General features: G+C 36.5%; 14 protein-coding genes. 12 read left to right on the top strand and 2 right to left on the bottom strand.

The window, feature by feature from the left end; genetic code table 11:
• Positions 1-3: 3 nt before the first annotated feature.
• The 6 genes from glmS (at position 4) to C1T31_RS02080 (ending at position 13,079) form a co-directional block, all read left to right on the top strand.
• Complete coding sequence (glmS, locus tag C1T31_RS02105) at positions 4-1,851, top strand: glutamine--fructose-6-phosphate transaminase (isomerizing) (RefSeq protein WP_103050800.1); 1,848 nt, start codon at positions 4-6, stop codon at positions 1,849-1,851.
• A gap of 142 nt (positions 1,852-1,993) precedes the next feature.
• The gene (locus C1T31_RS02100) at positions 1,994-4,720 is read left to right on the top strand and encodes a TonB-dependent receptor (RefSeq protein ID WP_103050799.1); all 2,727 of its coding nucleotides are present in this window, start codon (positions 1,994-1,996) and stop codon (positions 4,718-4,720) included.
• A 4-nt stretch (positions 4,721-4,724) separates the two neighbouring features.
• Positions 4,725-6,188, top strand: coding sequence for an SGNH/GDSL hydrolase family protein (locus tag C1T31_RS02095; RefSeq protein ID WP_103050798.1), 1,464 nt, complete (start codon positions 4,725-4,727; stop codon positions 6,186-6,188).
• Positions 6,189-6,356: 168 nt separating this feature from the next.
• A complete protein-coding gene (atpD, locus tag C1T31_RS02090) occupies positions 6,357-7,865 on the top strand; it encodes a F0F1 ATP synthase subunit beta (protein WP_103050797.1) in 1,509 nt (502 codons plus the stop codon).
• A gap of 21 nt (positions 7,866-7,886) precedes the next feature.
• The gene (locus tag C1T31_RS02085) at positions 7,887-8,180 is read left to right on the top strand and encodes a F0F1 ATP synthase subunit epsilon (protein ID WP_103050796.1); all 294 of its coding nucleotides are present in this window, start codon (positions 7,887-7,889) and stop codon (positions 8,178-8,180) included.
• A gap of 108 nt (positions 8,181-8,288) precedes the next feature.
• Positions 8,289-13,079, top strand: a complete 4,791-nt coding sequence (locus C1T31_RS02080; protein ID WP_165780059.1) for a VPS10 domain-containing protein — start codon at positions 8,289-8,291, stop codon at positions 13,077-13,079.
• 36 nt (positions 13,080-13,115) lie between these two features.
• On the opposite strand, the gene C1T31_RS02075 is transcribed toward C1T31_RS02080, so the two are convergent.
• Positions 13,116-14,774, bottom strand: a complete 1,659-nt coding sequence (locus C1T31_RS02075) for an MFS transporter (protein ID WP_103050794.1) — start codon at positions 14,772-14,774, stop codon at positions 13,116-13,118.
• 36 nt (positions 14,775-14,810) lie between these two features.
• A complete protein-coding gene (locus tag C1T31_RS02070; protein WP_103050793.1) occupies positions 14,811-15,581 on the bottom strand; it encodes an XRE family transcriptional regulator in 771 nt (256 codons plus the stop codon).
• Between the two features lie 72 nt (positions 15,582-15,653).
• Between C1T31_RS02070 and C1T31_RS02065 the strand changes: the two genes are divergently transcribed.
• Genes C1T31_RS02065 through bioA form a run of 6 tightly spaced genes read left to right on the top strand, consistent with a single transcriptional unit; the run spans position 15,654 to position 23,697 of the window.
• Positions 15,654-18,668: a DNA polymerase III subunit alpha gene (locus C1T31_RS02065; RefSeq protein ID WP_103050792.1), complete on the top strand. Its 3,015-nt coding sequence runs from the start codon at positions 15,654-15,656 to the stop codon at positions 18,666-18,668.
• Positions 18,658-19,875 carry a DNA polymerase IV gene (gene dinB, locus C1T31_RS02060; RefSeq protein ID WP_103050791.1) on the top strand — a complete coding sequence of 406 codons (1,218 nt, stop codon included), beginning with the start codon at positions 18,658-18,660 and terminating at the stop codon, positions 19,873-19,875. Before C1T31_RS02065 ends, dinB begins: the two co-directional genes overlap by 11 nt.
• Positions 19,876-19,898: 23 nt before the next feature.
• Positions 19,899-20,630 carry an SOS response-associated peptidase gene (locus tag C1T31_RS02055; RefSeq protein ID WP_103050790.1) on the top strand — a complete coding sequence of 244 codons (732 nt, stop codon included), beginning with the start codon at positions 19,899-19,901 and terminating at the stop codon, positions 20,628-20,630.
• Positions 20,631-20,666: 36 nt separating this feature from the next.
• Positions 20,667-21,821 (top strand): aminotransferase class I/II-fold pyridoxal phosphate-dependent enzyme, encoded by a 1,155-nt coding sequence (locus tag C1T31_RS02050; RefSeq protein WP_103050789.1) that lies wholly within the window; start codon positions 20,667-20,669, stop codon positions 21,819-21,821.
• Complete coding sequence (gene bioD, locus C1T31_RS02045) at positions 21,818-22,435, top strand: dethiobiotin synthase (RefSeq protein WP_103050788.1); 618 nt, start codon at positions 21,818-21,820, stop codon at positions 22,433-22,435. The genes C1T31_RS02050 and bioD overlap by 4 nt, the downstream gene beginning before the upstream one ends.
• Positions 22,432-23,697, top strand: a complete 1,266-nt coding sequence (gene bioA / locus C1T31_RS02040) for an adenosylmethionine--8-amino-7-oxononanoate transaminase (RefSeq protein WP_103050787.1) — start codon at positions 22,432-22,434, stop codon at positions 23,695-23,697. The genes bioD and bioA overlap by 4 nt, the downstream gene beginning before the upstream one ends.
• Positions 23,698-23,708: the final 11 nt, after the last annotated feature.

Here is a 23,708-nt window from a genome sequence, read left to right as displayed (position 1 = left end):
TTTATGTGTGGCATAGTAGGTTATATAGGACATAGAGAAGCATATCCGATAATCATAGAAGGGTTAAAGCGATTGGAGTACCGAGGCTACGATAGTGCGGGCATTGCATTATTTGATGGTACCGACTTAAAGGTTTCTAAAACTAAAGGAAAGGTCCTAGATTTAGAAAATCGTGTGTCTTCAGAAATTTCAACCAATGCCAATCTAGGTATTGGCCATACACGTTGGGCCACACATGGTGTGCCTAATGATATCAATGCTCATCCACACTACTCAAATTCAGGAAATTTAGTAATTATTCACAATGGAATCATCGAGAATTACGATTCCCTGAAAAAGGAATTAATTACCAGAGGTTATACTTTCAAATCTGACACAGATACGGAAGTATTGATAAACTTAATTGAAGATGTTAAATTAAAAGAAAATGTTAAGCTTGGAAAAGCTGTTCAAATTGCTCTAAACCAAGTTGTTGGCGCTTACTCCATAGCTGTTTTTGACAAAAATAAACCGGATGAAATAGTTATTGCTAGGCTCGGAAGCCCCTTGGCTGTTGGTATTGGTGATGATGAATTTTTTATTGCAAGTGATGCTTCTCCATTCATAGAATACACTAAAAATGCAGTCTATCTAGAAGATGAGGAAATGGCCATTATCAGGGTCAATAAGGGGATTAAAATTAGAAAAATTAAAGATGATACTTTGGTTGACCCTTATGTTCAAGAACTACAAATGAATCTTGAACAAATTGAGAAAGGTGGGTTCGAGCATTTCATGTTAAAAGAGATCCATGAACAACCAAATGCCATCAAAGATACTTACAGAGGTCGTCTTTTAGTTAAAGAAGGTATCATCCGAATGGCTGGTATCGATGACAACATCGAAAAATTTTTGAATGCCAATCGTATTATAGTAGTTGCTTGTGGAACATCTTGGCATGCTGGTCTAGTTGCTGAATATATTTTTGAGGATTTAGCCAGAATTCCTGTTGAAGTCGAGTATGCTTCTGAATTTAGATACCGCAATCCAGTAATCACTTCCAATGATGTTGTTATTGCCATATCTCAATCTGGAGAAACCGCAGATACTTTAGCTGCTATAAAATTAGCAAAGGCAAATGGCGCATTTGTTTTTGGTGTTTGTAATGTTGTTGGTTCGTCCATTGCCAGAGAGACCAATGCTGGTGCTTATACTCATGCTGGCCCCGAAATAGGTGTTGCATCAACCAAAGCGTTTACGACCCAAATTACTGTCTTGACGCTTATTGCTCTTAAATTAGCGAAAGCTAAAGGATCCATCTCAAATTCCGATTATCGCTATCATTTACAAGAACTAGAGTTAATTCCAGAAAAAGTTGCAAAAGCTCTTAAGTCAGATGAACATATCAAACAAGTAGCAGATATCTACAAAGACGCCAGAAACTGTTTGTATTTAGGTCGTGGCTATAACTTCCCCGTAGCTCTTGAAGGCGCGCTTAAACTTAAAGAAATATCTTACATTCATGCTGAAGGCTATCCTGCTGCTGAAATGAAGCATGGTCCAATAGCACTTATTGATGAACAAATGCCCGTAGTAGTCGTTGCTACCAAAAAAGGTCATTATGAAAAAGTTGTTAGTAATATTCAAGAAATAAAGTCTCGAAAAGGAAAAATCATCGGAATTGTTACAGAAGGGGATATTCATGTTAAAGAACTAGCAGATCACATTATTGAAGTTCCTGAAACTCTTGAACCATTATCACCTTTATTGACAACTATTCCGCTTCAATTACTCTCTTATCATATTGCAGTTATGCTTGGCAAAAATGTTGATCAACCTCGAAATTTGGCAAAATCTGTAACCGTAGAATAATTTCGACTATTACAAATTTATCATTTTTGACAAGGTTATTTTGTTAATTTATATTATGCGCGCATAATTTTTTAGGAAAATCTCATTCAGTTTTCGTAGTTTTATCTATATTGCTATCATAATAATTAACTAAAACTAAAAAATGAGATCAATTCTTTCAATTTTATTGTTGCTTTGTGGCACAATCTCTTTTGCACAAACAACAATTTCAGGGACAGTTGTGGATGATAATGAACAACCTGTTCCCGGAGCTAATGTCATCATTGTTGAAACGTCAACCGGTAACATTACAGACTTTGACGGTGGATTTACAATTACTACAGATTTATCACCCCCTTTTAGTATTCAAGCTAGTAGTGTCGGATTTGAAACTGCAACATTAGAGGTTACGTCAACTACGGAAGCTTTAAAACTAGTTTTAACTGAAGGCACCGCTTTAGACGAAGTCGTTATTTCAGCGTCAAGAACACCTGAACGTATTTTTGAATCACCTGTTACAGTTGAACGCTTCGGACTCAAAGAAATTAAAAATACAGCTTCTGCTGATTTCTATGATGGGCTTGAAAACTTAAAAGGTGTTGATGTCAATACGAATAGTTTAACATTTAAGTCTATTAACACGAGAGGTTTTGCCACCTTTGCTAACAACCGCTTTATGCAATTAGTTGATGGAATGGACAACTCAACGCCTGCACTAAATTTTCCAATTGGAAATCTAGTTGGTATGGTTGAAACAGATGTTCAGAGTGTGGAATTGTTACCTGGAGCGGCTTCAGCGCTTTACGGCGCTAATGCCTTTAATGGTATTTTGTTCATGCGAAGCAAAAATCCTTTTGATTTTCAAGGCATCAGCGGATCAATAAAACAAGGTATCACTTCACAAGATGCAGGTGGTGATAATAGCTACACAGATGTTGGTATTAGAATGGCCCATAAGTTTACAGATCATTTTGCAGCAAAAGTGAATTTTGGTTGGCTACGAGGCACAGATTGGGTTGCTAATAATTATGCTGGTAAGCCTGGCACTGGTGCAACTCGTGCTAGTTTGGATTACGATGGTTATAATGTTTTCGGAGATGAAGTTGCTGCTAACATTAGAGGATTATCAGGTGGATTAGGAATAATTCCTGACGTCGTTGTTAGTAGAACAGGATACAATGAGAGTGACTTAACTGATTATAATGCAGAGAGCATCAAAGCAGATTGGGGATTATATTTTAGACCTTGGGCCAACGATTTTGAAATACAGTATGTTGGAAAAATAGGTACTGGCTCAACCATTTATCAAGGCTCCAACCGGTATTACATTGACGGATTTACTCAACAACAACATAAAATTGAAGTTCGAAACGATAACTTCTTTGTAAGAGGTTACGTTGTGGCAGATAAGGCTGGTGATTCTTATGATATGACTGTTACTGGAATACAAATTAACAGAGCATGGAAAAGTGACGCGGATTGGTTTGGTGATTATATTGGCACATATGCTGGTGCGACACTTGGAGGTGCAACAGAGGAGCAAGCTCATGCTTTAGCAAGAGCTGCTGCTGAATCTGGACGTTATTTGCCTGGAACACCACAGTTTCAAGCTGCGTTTAATAGAAGTATAAATGATCCTGATATTGCTACTGGTTCAAAATTCCAAGATGCCTCTAAATATTACCATTCAGATGCTAATTATAATTTTAGCCATTTAATTGATTGGGCTGAAATTCAAGTTGGTGGTTCTTTCAGACAATATAGCTTAAATTCTTCTGGAACCATTTATACAGATGCCAATGGATCAATTGAATATTCTGAATATGGTATCTACACGCAAATTCAAAAAGATTTAGAATTATCTGAAAGTTTAGACTTAAAACTAACTGGTTCTATTCGTTATGATAAATCAGAATTATTTGACGGGTTCTTCTCGCCAAGATTATCGGCTGGTTTTACAGTTAATGAAAACCATAATATTAGAGCATCTTATCAAACAGGTTTTAGGAATCCAACAACGCAAGATTTATTTATTGGATTAAATGCCGGTCCATATGTGTTAATTGGTTCAGCTGAAGCTAATTTAGATCGTGATGTACGTACGTACTCTGTTAGTGCCAGCGGTCAAATGTTAGGCCAGCCATCTTCAGTTACTCTAACTGGAGCAGCAGCATATGGTCCTACTTATTCTTTTAGTTCTGTTGAAAATGGAGCGCCTGTCGTTTCAAATATAGATATTGTTAAGCCAGAGCAGGTGGCTTCCTTTGAGGTTGGATACCGCGGAAAATTTAATAGACTGATTGTTGATGCAAGTGTGTACTATAATTCTTATAAAGATTTTATTTCTAATGAACGTGTAATCGTTCCGCTTTATGGTACCGCTGGAGATGGTGGCTTGTCTCTAGCTGCACTTCAAAATGGGGATGTTGCTGTGTATCAAACTTATACTAACTCTGATGCTGATGTTAATTCTTATGGAGGTTCTATTGGTTTGACCACGAAAGTATTTGGCGATTTTGACCTCGGTGCTAACTATACCTATGCCAAACAAGATTTTGACCAGGCGGCAGACCCTGACTTTAGGACCAGTTTTAACACCCCAGAACACAAAGTAAAAGTAAGTTTTGGTAATACCGATGTATTTAAAAACTTTGGCTTTAACGTAGCATGGAGATGGAGTGATAGTTATTTCTGGCAAGCCACATTTGCGGATGGCGATATTCCATCTTATCATACATTGGATGCTCAATTAAGCTATACGATTCCTAAACTAAAATCATTAATTAAAGTTGGTGCAACCAATATCATGGGCGATGAGTACTTCACGGCTATTGGAACTGGATATATTGGATCCATGTATTATGCATCAATTGTAATAAACAACTTATAAGATCATGAAAAAGATAATTTTAAACACAAAATATGTTTGGCTTCTTGCAGTCCTATTGAGTTTTACGGCCTGTGAAAGTGATGATGACTCTTCATTACCAATCGAAAACCTACCGCCTTTAACTGCTGGTGAAGCCGATTTTTCAAAGTATGTATCTCTAGGAAACTCTCTAACATCTGGATTTTCTGATGGAGCACTGTTTATTGCCACTCAAGAAAACTCATTCCCAAATATATTAGCACAAAAATTCTCAATGACGGGAGGTGGTGCATTTACGCAGCCATTAATGAATGATAATTTTGGAGGTTTAGCATTAGCTGGTAATAGAATTCCTAATTTTAACCCTAGGTTAGTTACTACTGGAGGTGCTCCCTTGCCTCTAGAAGCTGTCATAGGACCTGTAACAGTAACTACTGATATTGCTTTGAATAATCCTACAGGGCCATTTAACAACATGGGTGTGCCTGGAGCAAGAAGTTTTCACTTAATTGCACCTGGCTATGGTAATATTATGAACCTTCCTAATGCCAATCCTTACTTTGTTCGAATGACAGGATCAACTCCTAATGCTAGTGTGTTGGAGCTTTCAATGGCACAACAGCCTACATTCTTCTCTTTGTGGATAGGTAATAACGATGTATTAGGATATGCTTTATCTGGTGGTGATGGTACAAGTCCAATAACAGATCAGCCTACTTTTGATTTTGCAATTTCAACTTTAATAACAACCTTAACTTCTCAAGGAGCTAAAGGTGTGGTAGCCAACATTCCTTATGTTACCGATATTACTCATTTTACTACAGTTCCTTACAACCCAGTGCCTCTAGATGCTGCAACAGCGGGTGCATTAAATGCAGGATACGCCCAATATAATGGCGGATTGCAATTAGCTTTGGCTGGAGGATTGATTTCTGCTGAAGAAGCTGAAATGAGAACCATAGTATTTTCTGAAGACGACAACAATTCTATGGTACTAGTTGATGAAGATTTAACAGATTTATCAGGATTAGGATTACCAAGTTATAGACAATCAACCAGCGATGACTTATTTGTATTGACATTATCATCTTTGATACCTGAAGGTTATGGGACTCAAATTCCTTTAGAGGATAGATGGGTTTTAACACCAGAAGAACAGGCTGAAATTCGCACTGCTGTTGATGGTTTTAATGCAACCATTCAAGCTGCTGCGAATCAAGCTGGTCTTGCTTTTGTTGATGCCAATGCTTTGTTGTCAGAATTAAATAGTACAGGAATAGCTTCAGGAAATTTTGTTTTGACCTCTGATTTAGTAACAGGTGGTATGTTTTCTCTTGACGGTGTGCACTTGACTTCTAGAGGATATGCTGTTGCTGCTAATGAATTTATGAAAGCTATTGATGCTACTTACGGTTCAAATTTTGAAGCATCAGGCAATTTAGTTGATATTGGTCAATATCCAACTAATTACTCGCCTACGCTTCAATAAAATAACCAAAATATATTGGTAAAACGTCTTCAATTTGAAGGCGTTTTTTTATGCGCAAAAAAGCCAAAAAAATTACTGTTGTTTTTAAATTAAAATAATATCTTTGCAGCGCGAAAAACGAGGTGTTTTTCATATTAAAATTTTAGCAAAACAATAAACACATAAGTAATGTCAAAAGTTACAGGTAAAGTTGCACAAATAGTAGGTCCAGTTATCGACGTTGAATTCGGTGCTGGTGCTGAACTTCCAAAGATTTATGATTCATTAGAAATTAAAAGACCTGATGGTTCTGTTTTAGTTTTAGAGGTACAATCTCACATTGGTGAAGACACTGTACGTACTATCGCTATGGATTCTTCTGATGGTTTGAGTAGAGGAACTGAAGTTGTTGCAACTGGTGCTCCAATTCAAATGCCAATCGGCGAAGATGTTTATGGTCGTTTATTCAATGTAATTGGAGATGCCATTGATGGAATTGGTAACTTACCTAAAGCTGGAGATGCTGGATTACCAATCCACAGATCGGCTCCTAAATTTGAAGATTTATCAACGTCTACTGAAGTGCTTTTTACAGGTATTAAAGTAATTGACCTTATTGAGCCTTATGCAAAAGGTGGTAAGATTGGATTATTTGGTGGTGCTGGTGTTGGTAAAACCGTATTGATTCAGGAGTTGATTAACAACATTGCAAAAGGACACGGTGGTTTATCTGTATTTGCTGGTGTTGGTGAAAGAACCCGTGAAGGTAATGACTTACTTCGTGAAATGTTAGAATCAGGTATTATCCGTTATGGTGACGACTTTATGCATTCTATGGAAGCAGGCGGATGGGATTTATCTAAAGTTGATAAATCTAAAATGAAAGAATCTAAAGCAACCTTCGTATTTGGACAGATGAATGAGCCTCCTGGAGCTCGCGCTCGTGTGGCACTTTCAGGATTAACAATAGCAGAATATTTCCGTGACGGTGCTGGAGACGGACAAGGAAAAGACGTTCTTTTCTTCGTAGATAACATCTTCCGTTTTACACAAGCTGGTTCTGAAGTATCGGCACTTTTAGGTCGTATGCCTTCTGCAGTAGGTTACCAACCTACATTAGCAACTGAAATGGGTGCTATGCAAGAGCGTATTACGTCAACTAAAAAAGGATCTATTACATCGGTACAAGCGGTTTACGTACCTGCGGATGATTTAACGGACCCTGCTCCTGCAACAACATTTGCCCACTTGGATGCAACAACCGTATTATCGCGTAAAATTGCCGAGTTAGGTATTTATCCTGCGGTTGACCCTTTAGATTCTACTTCTAGAATCTTAACCGCTGATATTTTAGGAAAAGAGCATTATGACTGCGCTCAAAGAGTAAAAGAGTTATTACAACGTTATAAAGAATTACAAGATATCATTGCGATTCTTGGTATGGAAGAATTATCTGAAGAAGATAAGATGGCTGTATCTCGTGCACGTCGCGTTCAACGTTTCTTATCACAACCATTCCACGTAGCAGAACAATTTACTGGTATTCCAGGAGTGTTAGTTGATATTAAGGAAACCATTAAAGGTTTTAACATGATTATGGATGGCGAGTTAGACCACTTACCAGAAGCTGCTTTCAACCTGAAAGGAACGATAGAAGAAGCTATTGAAGCTGGTGAAAAAATGTTGGCGGAAGCTTAAAATTAGTTAACAAATAAGACTATGTATTTAGAAATTGTATCACCGGAAGCAACATTATTCAGTTCAGAAGTGGATTCTGTTCTTGTGCCTGGTGTTAATGGTGAATTCGAAATGTTAAAAGATCACGCACCTATTGTGTCGCTTTTAAAAGAAGGAACTATTAAAATTCATACACATACTCAAAGTCATTTGGTTTTCGATGAGTTACACGCTAGTATTGTTCCACATCTTGATAATGACAAGATATTGACCTTAAAAATCAATTCAGGAACTCTTGAAATGAAAGACAATAAAGTCATTATTTTAGCAGATTAACTGCTTAAATAGTTATAAATGAAATAATTAATATGCCTTTCAATGTTGAAAGGCATATTTTTTTTCTCTATATTTATCCCGTTATCAAAATCCCAAATCTTGATTTCAATGAAAAAAATACTACTTTTTGTATTCATAATACTTACAACCTTGTCTTATTCTCAAGACAAATGGCAACAAATGATATTCGATAGGAATGCCAATTTTTATGAAATTCAGTCAGATTTCGAGCTTTACTATAAAAACAATGTCGTCAACCCCAATGAACTCCCCAAAGGCAAGGGTATAAAGCAGTTTAAAAGATGGGAATATTACTGGGAAAGTCGCATTGATAAAAATGGAAATTTCCCTCCTGATGGTCATGTTTTAGAAGAAATTGAGCGTTATCGAAGTCGTCAAAATGAATCGCAACGCTATTCAACAGGTTCTGGAAATTGGGAAATTGTAGGCCCAGTTAGTCTCCCAAATAATGGTACTGGTCAATTAAATGGTAATGGACGGGTTAATTGCATTGCTTTTCATCCAACAGATCCTAATACTATATATGCTGGAGCGCCTTCCGGAGGCTTTTGGAAATCTACTGATAATGGTGGAAGCTGGACTGATCATCTTAATGGTTTGACTCGTTTAGGAGTATCCAGTATTGTTATTGATCCAACGAATCCAGATATTATATATATAGGTACTGGTGATAGAGATGCAGGCGATGCACCTGGTTATGGTGTTTGGCGTAGTACCGATGGTGGTAATAGTTGGACTTCAAGAAATTCTGGAATGGGTAATCGTACCGTTTATGAAATAATCATGGATCCTTCCGATTCAAACATAATGGTTGCTTCAACATCTGGAAGTCGCATTTATCGAACAACTAATGGTGGTGCTAGCTGGAGTGCTACTAATATTGGTCAAAATGCTAAGGATATAGCGTTTCATCCTGGAAATTCAAATATCGTTTACGCTTCTGGCACCCAATTTCATAAATCAACTGATGGCGGAGTTAATTGGACCCAAATAACTAGTGGTGTTCCCGGATCTGTGCAACGCATTGCTTTGGCTGTATCAGCCAATCAGCCAGACTGGGTATATCTTTTAGCGGGTGACGGTAGTGGACTTGTTGGTATTTATCGTTCAACAAATAGTGGAACATCCTTCTCGACAAGAACTACAACGCCTAATATTTTAGGGTATGCTACTAATGGTGGTACAGGTAGTCAAGCATGGTATGATTTAGTAATAGCTGCTGATCCTTCGGATGCTAATACCATATATACTGGTGGCGTGAATTTGTGGAAATCAACCGATGGTGGTTCCACAATGAATTGTACCTCTTATTGGGTAGGTGTTAGTGGTTCCATAGATGGTGTTCATGCCGATCAACATGCCTTGGAATTTTCACCACATACAAATGTAATTTATAGCGGGAATGACGGTGGTGTCTATTATTCTTCAAATGGTGGTACTAATTGGAATGATATAAGCAGTGGTTTAGCCATCGCACAAATTTATAAGATAGGTGTCTCTCAAATGTCGGAAGAATTAATTATTAATGGTTATCAGGATAATGGAACAGCCATATGTAATAGGTCTACTTTTACCACAGAAATAGGTGGTGATGGCATGGAGTGCATTATTGACCCTACTGATGATAATTATATGTATGGCGCGCTATACTATGGTGACATTAGACGCTCTACAAATGGCGGCACAACATTTGGTAGTATTGCTAATACTATTGGTGAAACCGGTGGTTGGGTAACACCCTATAAATTGGATCCCAACGATCCGAACAGAATGTTTGCAGGTTTTGATAATATTTGGCGTAATGACGCCGTTAGAACGGGTACAACTTGGACTCAAATTTCAAGTTTCGGTGGTACAAGCAATATTCGCGATATTGCTATTGCTCCATCAAATAGCGATGTTGTTTATGTATCCCGTTACGATAATAGTTTTCGACGCTCAATTAATGCTACATCAGGTTCTCCTACCTGGACTGATTTATCTGCTAATCTACCTGTATCGAACGAACCTTTAGATATAGAAATAGATCCAAATGATCCAACACATGTGTTTATTGCCTTAAATAATGACATTTATGAATCCACAGATGGTGGTGTCAATTGGACTAATATTGCTGGAACATTACCAAATCTTTCATTAAACACCATTGTAATTGATCAATCAAGTCCTGTTGATGCCATGTATGTAGGAATGGATGTTGGCGTATATTATAAAGATAGTAATATGTCTGACTGGGTATCTTATTCTACAGGACTAGCAAATTTAGAAATCACTGAATTAGAAATTCATTATGGCACTGATTGTAAGGGAAAAATATACGCTGCAACTTATGGACAAGGATTATGGATTAGTGATTTAAAAGACCCTGGAAATGTTGCTCCTATTGCTTGCTTTAAAGCAAGTTCAACGAGTGGCTGTGTCGGAAATGAATTTATATTGACGGATAATTCGGACTACAGTCCGACGTCATGGGCCTGGACAATTACCCCAGGTACATTTTCTTATATTAATAGTACAACGTCGACCTCTCAAAATCCTGAAATAATCTTCAGTAGTGCTGGAAATTACACCATTGAATTAACTGTAAGCAATGCTTATGGTTCTGATACTGAAACTAAAACAGCTTATATTAATATTGGCAACGGCACAGTGGCTTCTAATTTTAATGAGGATTTTGAAAGTGAATCATTATGTGCCACGACCAATAATTGTGGGACAACAGTTTGTGGTCTTTCAGGTTTTTGGACAAATTTAACTAACGGGACTGACGACGATATTGATTGGCGAATAGATGAAAATGGAACGCCTTCTTCAAATACTGGGCCTTCCGTAGACTACAACCTAGGAACTAGCGCAGGAAACTACGCTTATCTGGAGGCTTCAGGAAGTTGTAATATTAATACTGCCATTTTAGAAAGTGACTGTATAATTATTGATCAATCTTATATCTTTTCTGTTGGCTACCACATGTATGGTGGCAATATGGGGAGTTTGCATATTGATATTTTTGACAGTGGATCTTGGCAAGAAGATTTCGTTACGCCTATTTTGGGTAATGTTGGGAATTCATGGAATGATATGACTGCAGACCTATCAGCATATGTCGGTAAAACTATTAAGATAAGAGTTAGAGGAATTACTGGTAATGGTTTTGAATCTGACTTGGCTATAGATGATATTAAATTTACGGCGCTTGGATGTTCAACAACTACCTGGAATGGAACTTCCTGGAGTAATGGAACACCATCATTAAGCAAAAGTGTAACTATTGATGGAAATTATGACACCAATATTCATGGAAGCTTTGAGTGCTGTACTTTACTTGTTAATTCTGGTAGAACGTTAATTATTAATGACTCTGATTATGTATCTATTGATAATGAACTAACAAATAACGGAACAGTAACTATTGAAAACAACGGATCATTAATTCAGGTAAATGATAATGCGGTCAATACTGGAGCGATTAATTATAAGCGAACAGCTTCAATTAGACAACTTGATTACGTCTATTGGTCGTCACCAATCGAAGGTTTTGATGTGGCGGCTATATCTCCCAATACACCAACGACATTATTGTATACATGGAATCCTACTATTGTGAATTCCAACGGTGGTCAGGGTAATTGGATAAACACGCCTTCTGAACTGATGACTCCCGGTAAAGGCTATATCGTTAGAGGTCCAAGTAATTATACATCAACAGCACAAGACTTTACTGCCGAATTCCTTAATGGTAAACCCAACAATGGTGTGATAACGCTACCCATATCGCGTGGCAGTTATACAGGTGCGGATTACACCGGTAATAATTCTGCCACCATTACAAGATTTGATGACAATTGGAATTTAGTTGGAAATCCATACCCATCAGCCATCAGTGCTTTAGATTTTCTAAATTTAAATAGTTCAGTAATTGAAGGTGCTGTTAGAATATGGACTCATGGAACACTCCCAAGTTCATCCAATGCCGATTCGTTTTATGGCGATTTTACTACCAGTTATTCGCCTTCTGATTACATTGTTCATAATGGTACAGGAACCGTTAGTGGGCCTAATGGTTTTAACGGTTTGATTGCTGGTGGTCAAGGTTTTATGGTTCTTATGAAAGATGGTTCTACTTTGACTGATAATCTAACTTTTAATAATTCACTTCGTGATATCTCTTATGCCAATAATCAGTTTTACAGAACATCACGAACAGAAGAATTGGATAGATTGTGGTTAAACTTATCGGATGAAGATGGTTTTTCTGAAAGAACACTCATTGCATATATAAATGAAGCTACAGATTTAAAGGACAGACTTTATGATGCCGTTACAATGGTGGAAGGTGGCGCTCAAAAAATATATACTTTTATTGAAGCTGATAAAATGGCCATTCAGGCGTTCGGTTTACCATTTTCCGTTGACAACATTATACCTGTTGGTGTCAACATTCCCAATGACGGGAATTATTATATATCTATACATGCCGCTGAAGGTTTGTTTAATAGTCAAGATATTTATTTACACGACTTACACTTAAATACCATAAATAACATATCTGAAACACCTTATATATTCTATTCAGAAGCCGAAGAAGTCAATAACCGATTTGTACTAAAATTTAATGATGCAGCTCTGTCTTCAGAAGAATTTGAGATTATTACCAATGGAATCACCATAACTGGTAAGGATAAAATCCAAATTGAATCCCAAAATGAGAACATAAAGAGTATTACTATTTATGATGTTTTAGGCAGAAAAATATCTAACGCTGAAAATATTAACAATACATCATTCCAAATAGATTCTATCAATAAATCGAATAGGATTTTATTGTTAAAAATCACCTTGAGTAATGACAAGATTGTTTACAGAAAGATTCTGTTTTAGAAAAAAAGCCTTCCAAATAATACTGGAAGGCTTTTTTTATACTGTTTGATTTCTTAAAATGCCCTGTACACGTTGGGCAAAGAATACCAAATATAAAAAGCATACCACGGCTACCCAATATGAGGGGTGAATACCAATCACATCTGCCAACTTTCCTTGTATTGGCGGTATAATAGCTCCACCCAAAATCATCATGATTAAGAATGATGACCCTTGAGATGTGTATTTCCCTAATCCCTGAATGCTCAAAGCAAAAATACAAGGCCACATAATTGAGCAAAATAAGCCACCACTAATAAAGGCGAACAATGCTAATTTCCCGGTTGAGAATAAGCCAATCAACATAGCCAAAACACCTAGAAAACCAAATATTTTTAAAGTTAACGCTGGTTTTTCCTTGCCTAAAAAGAACCCGCCAATTTGAATAGCTATACAAATAGCAAATAAAAACAAACTACTCACATCAAAACCCGATACATAATTCACAAATAACACCACTCCAAAAGCTACATAAGGCACAATAATATATAGCCATGTTTTCCACTTGTCAGCTGGATTAAAAACGGCAATAGCACCTGCCCAACGTCCTATCATAAGACCTCCCCAATACAAGGAAATTAAAGGGGCTATTTGCGAGTCACTCATTGCTGGCATACCTAAAGCATTATAATCTATGCCATTAATGGTTTCCGTAACATACTTTAATAATTCACCTAAATTACTTTGGATAGTTACCTCAACACCTACGTAGGTAAAAATAGCCAGCATACCTAAAACCAATTGAGGATAGCGCATAGCGCCCCAGCCTTCTTGATTTTTCTTGGCCAAGATATTAGATAGGAGCAAAACCCCTACAACTACTATTAAACCTATAACAGATAATTTTAATATAAAATCATTATCGGGTGTTCCTTTATACTGATCAAAAATAAAATAAAAGCAAATTACCAATAACAAGGTCATCATACTCAAGGCGCCAACGGCTTTAGGCGATTTAATAATTTCAGGATTGGCTTTAGCTTGTGGCAATTTTTTAGAAAAGTAAAATAAGGCCGCTGCCGCCAAAAATAAGCCACCAACAGCTAAATATAAATATTGAACTGTTGACAATGTAATCGTCTGATTAGCGATCATTTCTTTTAATTCTGCTCCTGACTTCGGGGTAGATCCAAACAAAATTAATGCAATTACTATTGGGCCAATGGTTGTACCAAAAGAGTTGACACCACCAGCCAAGTTAAGACGATGGGCTCCTTTTTCTGGATCCCCCAATGCAATGGCAAAGGGATTAGCAGCTGTTTGCTGTAATGAAAATCCGAGACCAACAATAAACAGAGCACCTAATACATAATAAAAGATATTAGATTCACCTGGTTGCGCTCCCTCTATGGCAGGAAACATCACTACAGCTCCTAAAGCACTCAATAATAGGCCGTAAATAATGCCGTTTTTATAGCCCCAACTGTTCATAATATCCTTTCCTTTAGTATTGGATGCTACAAAGAGGAAAAGAGCTCCAAAATAATAAGCGCCATAGAAAGCAAAGTCTACTAGTTGTGATTGGAATTGATCAATTTCAAAATAAGTTTTGCAAAATGGAATAAAAACCCCATTGGATGCAGCTATAAATCCCCAAAAGAAAAACACTGTAACCAGAGTGTACAGTGCTTGTTTGTAGTTTTGTTGTTCAGTCATTGTAATAGTTAGTTTGATGACTGTAATATAGTATTTTTAATTAATAGTTTTTATGGACTCCAGCTCTACTTTCAATCCTCGGAACATTTCCATAATATTGCTTAATTTCAGTTCCTTTTCATCGTATTCCTGTGTGTTTATACAACATGTAAATTCCCATAACTCCAATATATCTTCGATTTTCACTTCGTAAGCCTGATAGGCTTTATTATCACTTGATAACAATAGTGTATTATTCGATTTTACCTGATTATATAATCGCTTATAAACTAAACCATCATTTTTAGTTAAAACAACGTAAGTTCTACCATCTCGTACATCCATAATATCTTCTACGAACTTTGCGACAACAAAAGAACCATCCTTTACTGGTAACATAGAATCTCCCTTAATAGGAAATGCGCGATGTGTTCCTGTTGGTAAAAAAGGTAATTTTATCTTTTGTAGTTGCTCAATATACTCTGGATCATCATAACCATTTAAATAACCTGCTGATGCTTTGGCGGGAATAATTTCAATAAGGTCTTCATTGTCTTCATTTACAGTTACTGGAAACAAAACCCGTTTACCACCTACTTCAATAAACGATGTATCCTTTGCCAACCTTAAATCGTTTCTAACTAAAATATCTATCGGAATATTAAAATAGTTGGATAAGTCTATTAACCTATCTATTGGCGGTTCAGATCGCCCTTCTTCATAAGATCCAACCATAGAACGCGACCACCCTAAATCATCAGCAAAGCGTTCTTGTGATAATTTTTTGAGCATGCGCAAATGCCTAATATTTGATTGGATATGCTTCATTTCGTTTTAACATTATTTACTACAAATATAAGCAACAATAACTACATTTTGTAGTTTATTTTTGTTAAACTTATGTACCTCAATTGTCACACATATTATAGCTTACGTTATGGCACCATAAAGCCTGAACAATTACTTGCAATTGCATCAGAAAATGGTATACAAACTCTGGCATTAACAGATATTAATAACACTTCTGCTTGTTTAGATTTTGTAAGGCTTTCAAAAAAGTATCAAGTGAAGCCTGTGCTTGGTGTCGATTTCAGGAATAAAACATCCCAACGGTTTGTCTTAATTGCCAAAAACAATAATGGGTTTTATAATATTAACTCATATTTATCAAAATTTCTACACAATTCCGAATTAGAAATTCCTGAACAAGCGCCTCAATTGGAGGATACATTTGTAATATATCCTTATCAGCATAACAAAAAATACCATCTAAAATCTCACGAATTTCTGGGTATAAAACCGCAAGATCTTAACCATCTTAAATTTTCTGAATGGAACAATTTTAGAAGCAAACTTGTTATTCTTCAAACTGTTTCCTTTCAAAACAAAAAAGGGTTTAACACACATCGTTTATTACGCGCTATCGACAATAATACCCTTTTGAGTAAACTCCCAAAAAAGGAGCAAGGCGAAGAAACGGATGTTATGCTACCTTTCGAGGATTTGAAAAACATCTATATTGAATTTCCTGAACTCATAAAAAACACCTCATCGCTTTTAAAAGATTGCACTATTGAATTTGATTTTTCACAAAACATCCCAAACAATCAAAAATCATATACTAATAACGAATTACTGGATTATAGACTTTTAGAAAAACTCACCTATCAAGGTCTGTACTACCGTTATAGAAAACCTGGTACACGAATTTTTAATCGCATAGAAAAAGAACTTAACATCATTAAAGAAAAAGGATTCGTTCCTTATTTTCTCATCAATTGGAAAATATTAAAGTATGCACGCAGCAAAGGTTACTTTTATGTTGGTCGCGGAAGTGGTGCCAATAGCATTATTGCTTATTTATTACGCATTACTGATGTAGATCCTGTAGAACTCGATTTATATTTTGAGCGTTTTATTAATCTCTACAGGAAAAATCCGCCTGACTTTGATATTGATTTTTCGTGGACAGATAGAGATGATATTACTGAATTTATTTTTAAGCGTTTCAAGAATACGGCCCTTATCACTGTATATAACACATTTAAGTATAAAGCTTCTGTTCGTGAACTTGGGAAAGTATTTGGATTACCAAAATCTGAAATTGACATCCTTTCTAGTGGAAAATATAATTTTGATCAACTGGATAGACTATCGCAATTAGTCCTAAAATACAGCACTTACATTAATGGTTTTCCAAACTATTTAGGTATTCATGCCGGAGGTATAATTATTTCAGAAAAACCTATTCATTACTATGGTGCAACATTTATGCCTCCCAAAGGCTTTGCAACCACACAGTTTGATATGGTAGTAGCTGAAGATATCGGACTTTATAAATTTGACATATTGAGCCAGCGCGGACTCGGTAAAATAAAAGACACTGTAGATATCGTAAAATACAATCATCCTAAAAAAGAGCCTATAGATATTCACGATATTAAGCGTTTCAAACAAGACGAAAAAATCAAAAACCTTTTACGAAACGCCAAAGCCATAGGTTGTTTTTATGTGGAGTCTCCTGCTATGCGTATGCTTCTCAAAAAACTACAGGTGGATAATTATCTGGGTTTGGTAGCTGCAAGTTCTGTTATTCGGCCTGGTGTTGCCAAATCAGGAATGATGCGCGAATACATTATGCGCTATAGACATCCTGAACGTCGTAAAGATGCGCATCCAGTATTATTAGATATCATGCCAGAGACCTATGGTGTTATGGTCTATCAAGAAGATGTTATTAAAGTAGCGCATTACTTTGGCGGTCTAACTTTAGGTGAAGCTGACATGTTGCGTCGCGGTATGTCTGGTAAGTTTCGATCTAGAGAAGAGTTTCTGAAAGTAAAAAAACAATTCTTTGACAACTGTAAAAACGATGGCAAACCAGACGACCTCACTACAGATGTTTGGCGACAAATTGAAAGTTTTGCGGGCTATGCATTTGCCAAAGGGCATTCCGCATCTTATGCTGTAGAAAGTTATCAAAGCTTATTCTTAAAAGCCTATTTCCCATTAGAATACATGGTGGCAACCATCAATAATTTTGGAGGGTTTTATAGAACTGAATTATATGTGCATGAAGCTAGGATGCATGGTGGCATTATTGAAGCGCCTTGCGTCAACAAAAGCTATAGTCAAACAATAATAGAAGGAAAAACTATTTATCTAGGTTTCATGTTTTTGCATGCTTTAGAAAAGAAAACTATCAAACGCCTGGTAAAAGAAAGAGAACAACATGGTTTGTTTGATAGTTTAGATGACTTTATTAATCGTGTACCCATTTCAGTTGAGCAAATAGCTATTCTTATTAAAATTGATGCTTTCCGTTTTACAGGAATTAACAAACGTGAGTTATTGTGGGAAGCCCATTTAAAAATTAGTAAAACTGTTGTCCAAGAACATATTGTAACACTATTTAAAACGGAAAGAATTCATTATAAAACGCCGCAGCTTACAAGTACTGATTTAGAAAATGCCTTTGATGAAATTGAATTACTCGGTTTTCCACTATGTAATCCGTTTGATTTGTTGGAATATCCATCATTAAATCCACTTCGAGCAAATCAGCTTCTGTTCTATAGAAACAAAACTATTACTATAGAAGGTTATTTAGTTACCACCAAAAACACAGGAACCTCCGATGGAAAACGTATGTTCTTTGGTACCTTTTTGGACCGTGATGGCTATTTTATTGATACTGTTCATTTCCCTCCTATAGCTGCTAAATTCCCTTTTAGAGGGCAAGGTGTTTACACTATCACAGGAAAAGTTCTAGAAGATTTCGATTGTGTAAACATAGAAGTGTCATCTATGGAGCGTAAAGCGGTGATTGAAGATCCGCGTTATGCTGTAAATTCTTTAAACCCAACATTTCAAAACAAAAAAAGCTTTAAAGATCTTAAGCTACATGGCTCATAATCGCTCTATTGTACACATGGATTTAGACACTTTTTTTGTGTCTTGCGAACGCCTACTAGACAGTCGGCTTAATGGAAAACCTGTGCTTATAGGCGGCACAAGTGATCGTGGTGTTGTAGCTTCTTGTAGCTACGAAGCCAGAAAATTTGGGATACACTCGGCCATGCCCATGCGTATGGCTAAACAGCTATGTCCAGAGGCCATTATTTTAAGGGGAAACTCTGGAGTATACACCAAATTTTCTCAAAGCGTTACTGATATCATTAAAGAAAGCGTCCCTCTTTACGAAAAAACATCGGTTGACGAATTTTATATTGACCTAACAGGAATGGATAAGTTTTTTGGCTGCCATAAACTAGCTTCAGAATTACGGCAACGTATTATTAAAGAAACCGGATTACCTATTTCATTTGGACTGTCTCTTAATAAAACTGTTTCTAAAATAGCCACAGGCGAAGCCAAACCTAATAATGAAATACGTATTCTTTCGGGAACCGAAAAACCATTTTTAGCGCCATTATCTGTAAAGAAAATACCCATGGTTGGTAACGTAACCTATAAGGCATTGTGCGATTTGGGTGTGAAACGTATAAAAACAGTGCAAGAGATGCCTATGGAGCTTATGCATAAAGTTTTAGGCAAAAACGGATTATCTATCTGGAAAAAAGCCAACGGTATTGACAATAGTCCTGTAGTACAATATCATGAGCGTAAGTCAATTTCAACCGAGCGAACGTTCAACAGAGACACAACCGATGTCTCTAAATTAAAGGGAATTATCATTGCTATGGCAGAGAATTTAGCCTATCAATTACGTCGTGGTAATAAACTAACCGCCTGTATTACATTCAAAATACGTTATTCTGATTTTCAAACTTACACACAACAACAGCGTATTCCCTATAGCTCTATGGACCATAATATTATTCCCGTGGTTTTAGATTTATATAAAAAACTTTACCATCGTAGACTTTTAGTTCGCTTGGTTGGTGTTAAGTTCAGTCATTTGGTAGAAGGCGGTCACCAAGTTAATTTGTTTGAAGATGATGAGAAATACCTAAATTTGAGTGTTGCCATTGATAAAATGCGGGAGCGTTATGGTGATAGAGCTGTAATAAATGCTGCTGGCATGGAAGCCAAAACCATTAGCAGGTGGAATCCGTTTACAGGAGAACCACCTCCATTGCTAGCAAACAGGAGGCAATAAATTATTTTTACTAATTTAGAACTATGTGCTATTCAACCGCTTTAAGAAAACAAAGAGAGAAAATTGAACAACGAATTTTAAGACAAATTCCCGCAACATTTTCAAAAGAATCTACCTTTGAACCCTACTTTCATCTTAATGGTTTTACACACGGAAACTTGCAAATCATTACCATGGATAAACCAGAGCACATTGTTGATGCTGAATGGGGTTTAATTCCAAGTTGGTCTATTCATAATCCAGAAGGGTTTAGAAAAAAAAGCAATACCCTTAATGCTCGAAGCGAGAGCATTTTTGAAAAGTCATCATATGCTGAAAGCGCTGAAAGTAAACGATGCCTGATTCTTGCAGATGGCTTTTTTGAGCCACATCATGAAAACGGTCAAGCCATTCCATATTTCTGCTATCAACCATCGGACGCATTCCCTGAAGGTGATATATTTTTATTTGCTGGACTATATAATGAGCTAGACTCAAAGACCTTAACAACCACCATTCTCACAACGGAAGCCAACCCATTTTTTATGGAGATTCATAATAAGGGTAAACGAATGCCCTTAATTTTAGATCCAAACTTTTTTGAAGATTGGCTCGATGATGGTATGACCAATCAAGAAATCAACGAAATCATGGTCACAGGGATTACTACAAAAGCATTTAAAGCACATCCTGTAAGTCGCGATTTCTATAAAAAAGGTATTGATACCAACCAACCTTACATCATAGAACCTGTGCAAAAAGACACCTTGTTTTAGACACGTTCTTATTAGTTATATATCTATATTTGAACAATGAAAACATTCCCCAAAAAACTATTGGACAAACTTCAAAAGCGAAAAACTGATAATGCTTTTAGAGAACTTTCTAATACCGATTTACTAATAGATTTTTCTTCTAATGACTATTTAGGTTTTTCAAAATCAGAGGCTATTTTCAATCAGTCACATGATTATTTAGTTGGCCACAACATGAAACAAAACGGGTCTACAGGATCTAGATTGTTGTCAGGCAATCACAACTTATATCATTTAGCTGAAACCGTATTGTGTGAATTCCATAAGTCAGAAGCAGCCTTAATATTCAACTCGGGATATGATGCCAACATAGGGTTTTTCTCAAGTGTTCCACAACGACATGACATTATTTTATACGACGAATATATACACGCCTCCATTCGCGATGGCATTAGTATGAGTCATGCTAATGCCTATAAATTTGCACATAACGATTTAAGTGATTTAGATTCCCTACTGAAACGTCATTCAGATACGATTTTGGATTCCAGTATTTCCATATATGTTGTTACAGAGTCCGTTTTCTCTATGGATGGCGACTCTCCGGATTTGGAAACATTGGTCCAGCTCTGCACAAATTATCATGCCCATTTGGTAGTAGACGAAGCACATGCCATAGGCGTCTTTGGTGACCAGGGAAAAGGGCTTATTCAAGAATTGGGACTAGAGCGACAACTATTTGCAAGAATTGTAACTTTTGGAAAAGCTTTAGGTACTCATGGTGCCGCCATTTTAGGTAGTGAACAGCTTAAATCCTATTTGGTAAATTTTTCAAGAAGCCTGATTTACACAACAGCTCTCCCACCGCATTCAATAGCGACTATCAATTCAGCTTACTTGGAATTGATAAAAACCGAAGACATAAAAAAGCTACATGAGAACATTCATCATTTTAGAGATGAATTACGTAACAAATCATTAGAATTATATTTTATAAAAAGTCATTCGGCTATTCAATGTGCTATTGTTCCTGGTAATGATTTGGTCAAAAAACTTGCAAAAAAAATAAATGATAGTGGGTATAGTGTCAAACCTATTTTATCGCCTACGGTACCAAACGGACAGGAACGTTTGCGTTTTTGTATTCACAGTTTTAATTCTAAAGAAGAAATCTCGGAAGTCTTGCAGTTGTTCGCTACTTTTGTAGCATGAGTAACTATTTCATTACAGGAATATCCACCGATGTTGGTAAAACCATCGCTTCGGCTATTATAACGGAAGCTTTGGAAGCAGACTATTGGAAACCCATTCAGGCAGGTGACTTGGATATTTGTGATACTAAAAAAGTAAGCCGATTAGTTTCCAATGCCAAATCAAAATTTCATCCCAACAGCTTTGCACTTCAAACCCCTATGAGTCCGCATGCAGCAGCTGAAATTGATAATATCCAGATAAAATTAAGCGATATAAAAGAACCCAAAACCAAAAATAGGTTAGTTATTGAAGGTGCTGGTGGTTTATTAGTTCCCATAAACAATACCCAAACCATATTAGATTTAATACAACCTGATTATAAAGTTATTGTAGTTTCCAGGCACTATCTAGGGAGCATTAATCATACACTTTTAACAGTGAATTTGTTAAAAGAAAAAGGATTTCATTTGTCCTTGCTTTATAGCGGTAATGAACATCCGACAACGGAAGCTATTATCTCTAAAATGACTAATGTGCCAGTGATTGGACGTATTGAAAAAGAACCGTATTTTGATGAAAATGTCGTGAAAGAATATGCTAAATTATTTAAACCCGAATTAGAAAAACTATGAGTTTAGCAGATCGCGACAAAAAACACCTCTGGCATCCATTAACCCAGCACAAAACACACCCAGATACTATTGCTATCACAAAAGCAGAAGGGTGCTCCTTATATGATGAAAATGGCAATCAGTACATTGACGCCATTGCCTCTTGGTATACCTGTATGTATGGACATTGCAATCCGTATATTACAACCAGGGTTTCAGAACAAATGCAACGATTAGATCAGGTGGTGTTTAGCGGATTTACCCATGAACCTGCCGTTAAACTATCTGAAGCATTAGTTGGGATACTTCCTGAAAATCAAAATAAAATTTTCTTTAGCGACAATGGCTCAACAGCTGTTGAAATTGGTATTAAAATGGCTCTACAATATCATTTCAACAAAGGTGACAAACGGCAAACACTGGTTGCCTTTGAGAATGGTTTTCATGGTGATACATTTGGCGCTATGAGCGTTTCAGGACTTTCCGTTTACAACGGCCCTTTTGAAGATTTCTTTATTGATGTTAAACGTATTCCAACTCCCAACGGAAAAAACACGAATGCTATTTTAAAATTACTAAAGCGCATTCACGAATCTCATTCGGTTGCTGGTTTTGTTTACGAACCTTTGGTTCAAGGTGCTGCAGCCATGAAAATGCATCATGCAGAAGGGTTGCAAACCATTTTAGAGTTTTGCCAGAATAAGAATATTATTACAGTTGCTGATGAAGTCATGACCGGTTTTGGCAAAACCGGAAGATATTTTGCTTCAGATTACATGCAAATCAAGCCAGATATTATGTGTTTGAGCAAGGCGCTAACAGCAGGATTATTACCAATGGCCATTACATCGTGTTCACAAAAAATATACGATGCATTTTATAGTGATGATTTAAAAAAAGGCTTGTTTCATGGGCATACATATTCGGCAAATCCTTTAGCATGCTCGGCTGCTTTGGCAGGTATTGAATTGTTACAATCTCACGTTATCCAAAAAAATATTCAGCGTATTATTGAATCTCACAGACGGTTTGATTCTAAAATAAAGTCACATCCTAAAGTTGAGTCAACCAGACAGTTGGGAGTTATATATGCTTTGGACCTCAATATTGAAATGTCCCGGTATGGTGGTTTGCGAGATAAACTCTTTCAACATTTCATGAATCATGGTGTGTTTTTAAGGCCTCTTGGAAATACCATTTATATTTTGGCTCCTTATGTAATTTCAGATTCTGAACTGGAAAAAGTTTACAAAAGCATTCAGGGTGCATTAGAAATCCTCTAAATTTGTATCAA

Source organism: Hanstruepera neustonica (assembly GCF_002895005.1).
Taxonomy (GTDB): domain Bacteria; phylum Bacteroidota; class Bacteroidia; order Flavobacteriales; family Flavobacteriaceae; genus Hanstruepera; species Hanstruepera neustonica.
Note: the sequence above shows the minus strand (reverse complement) of the source record. Positions and strands in the feature narration are given on the sequence as shown.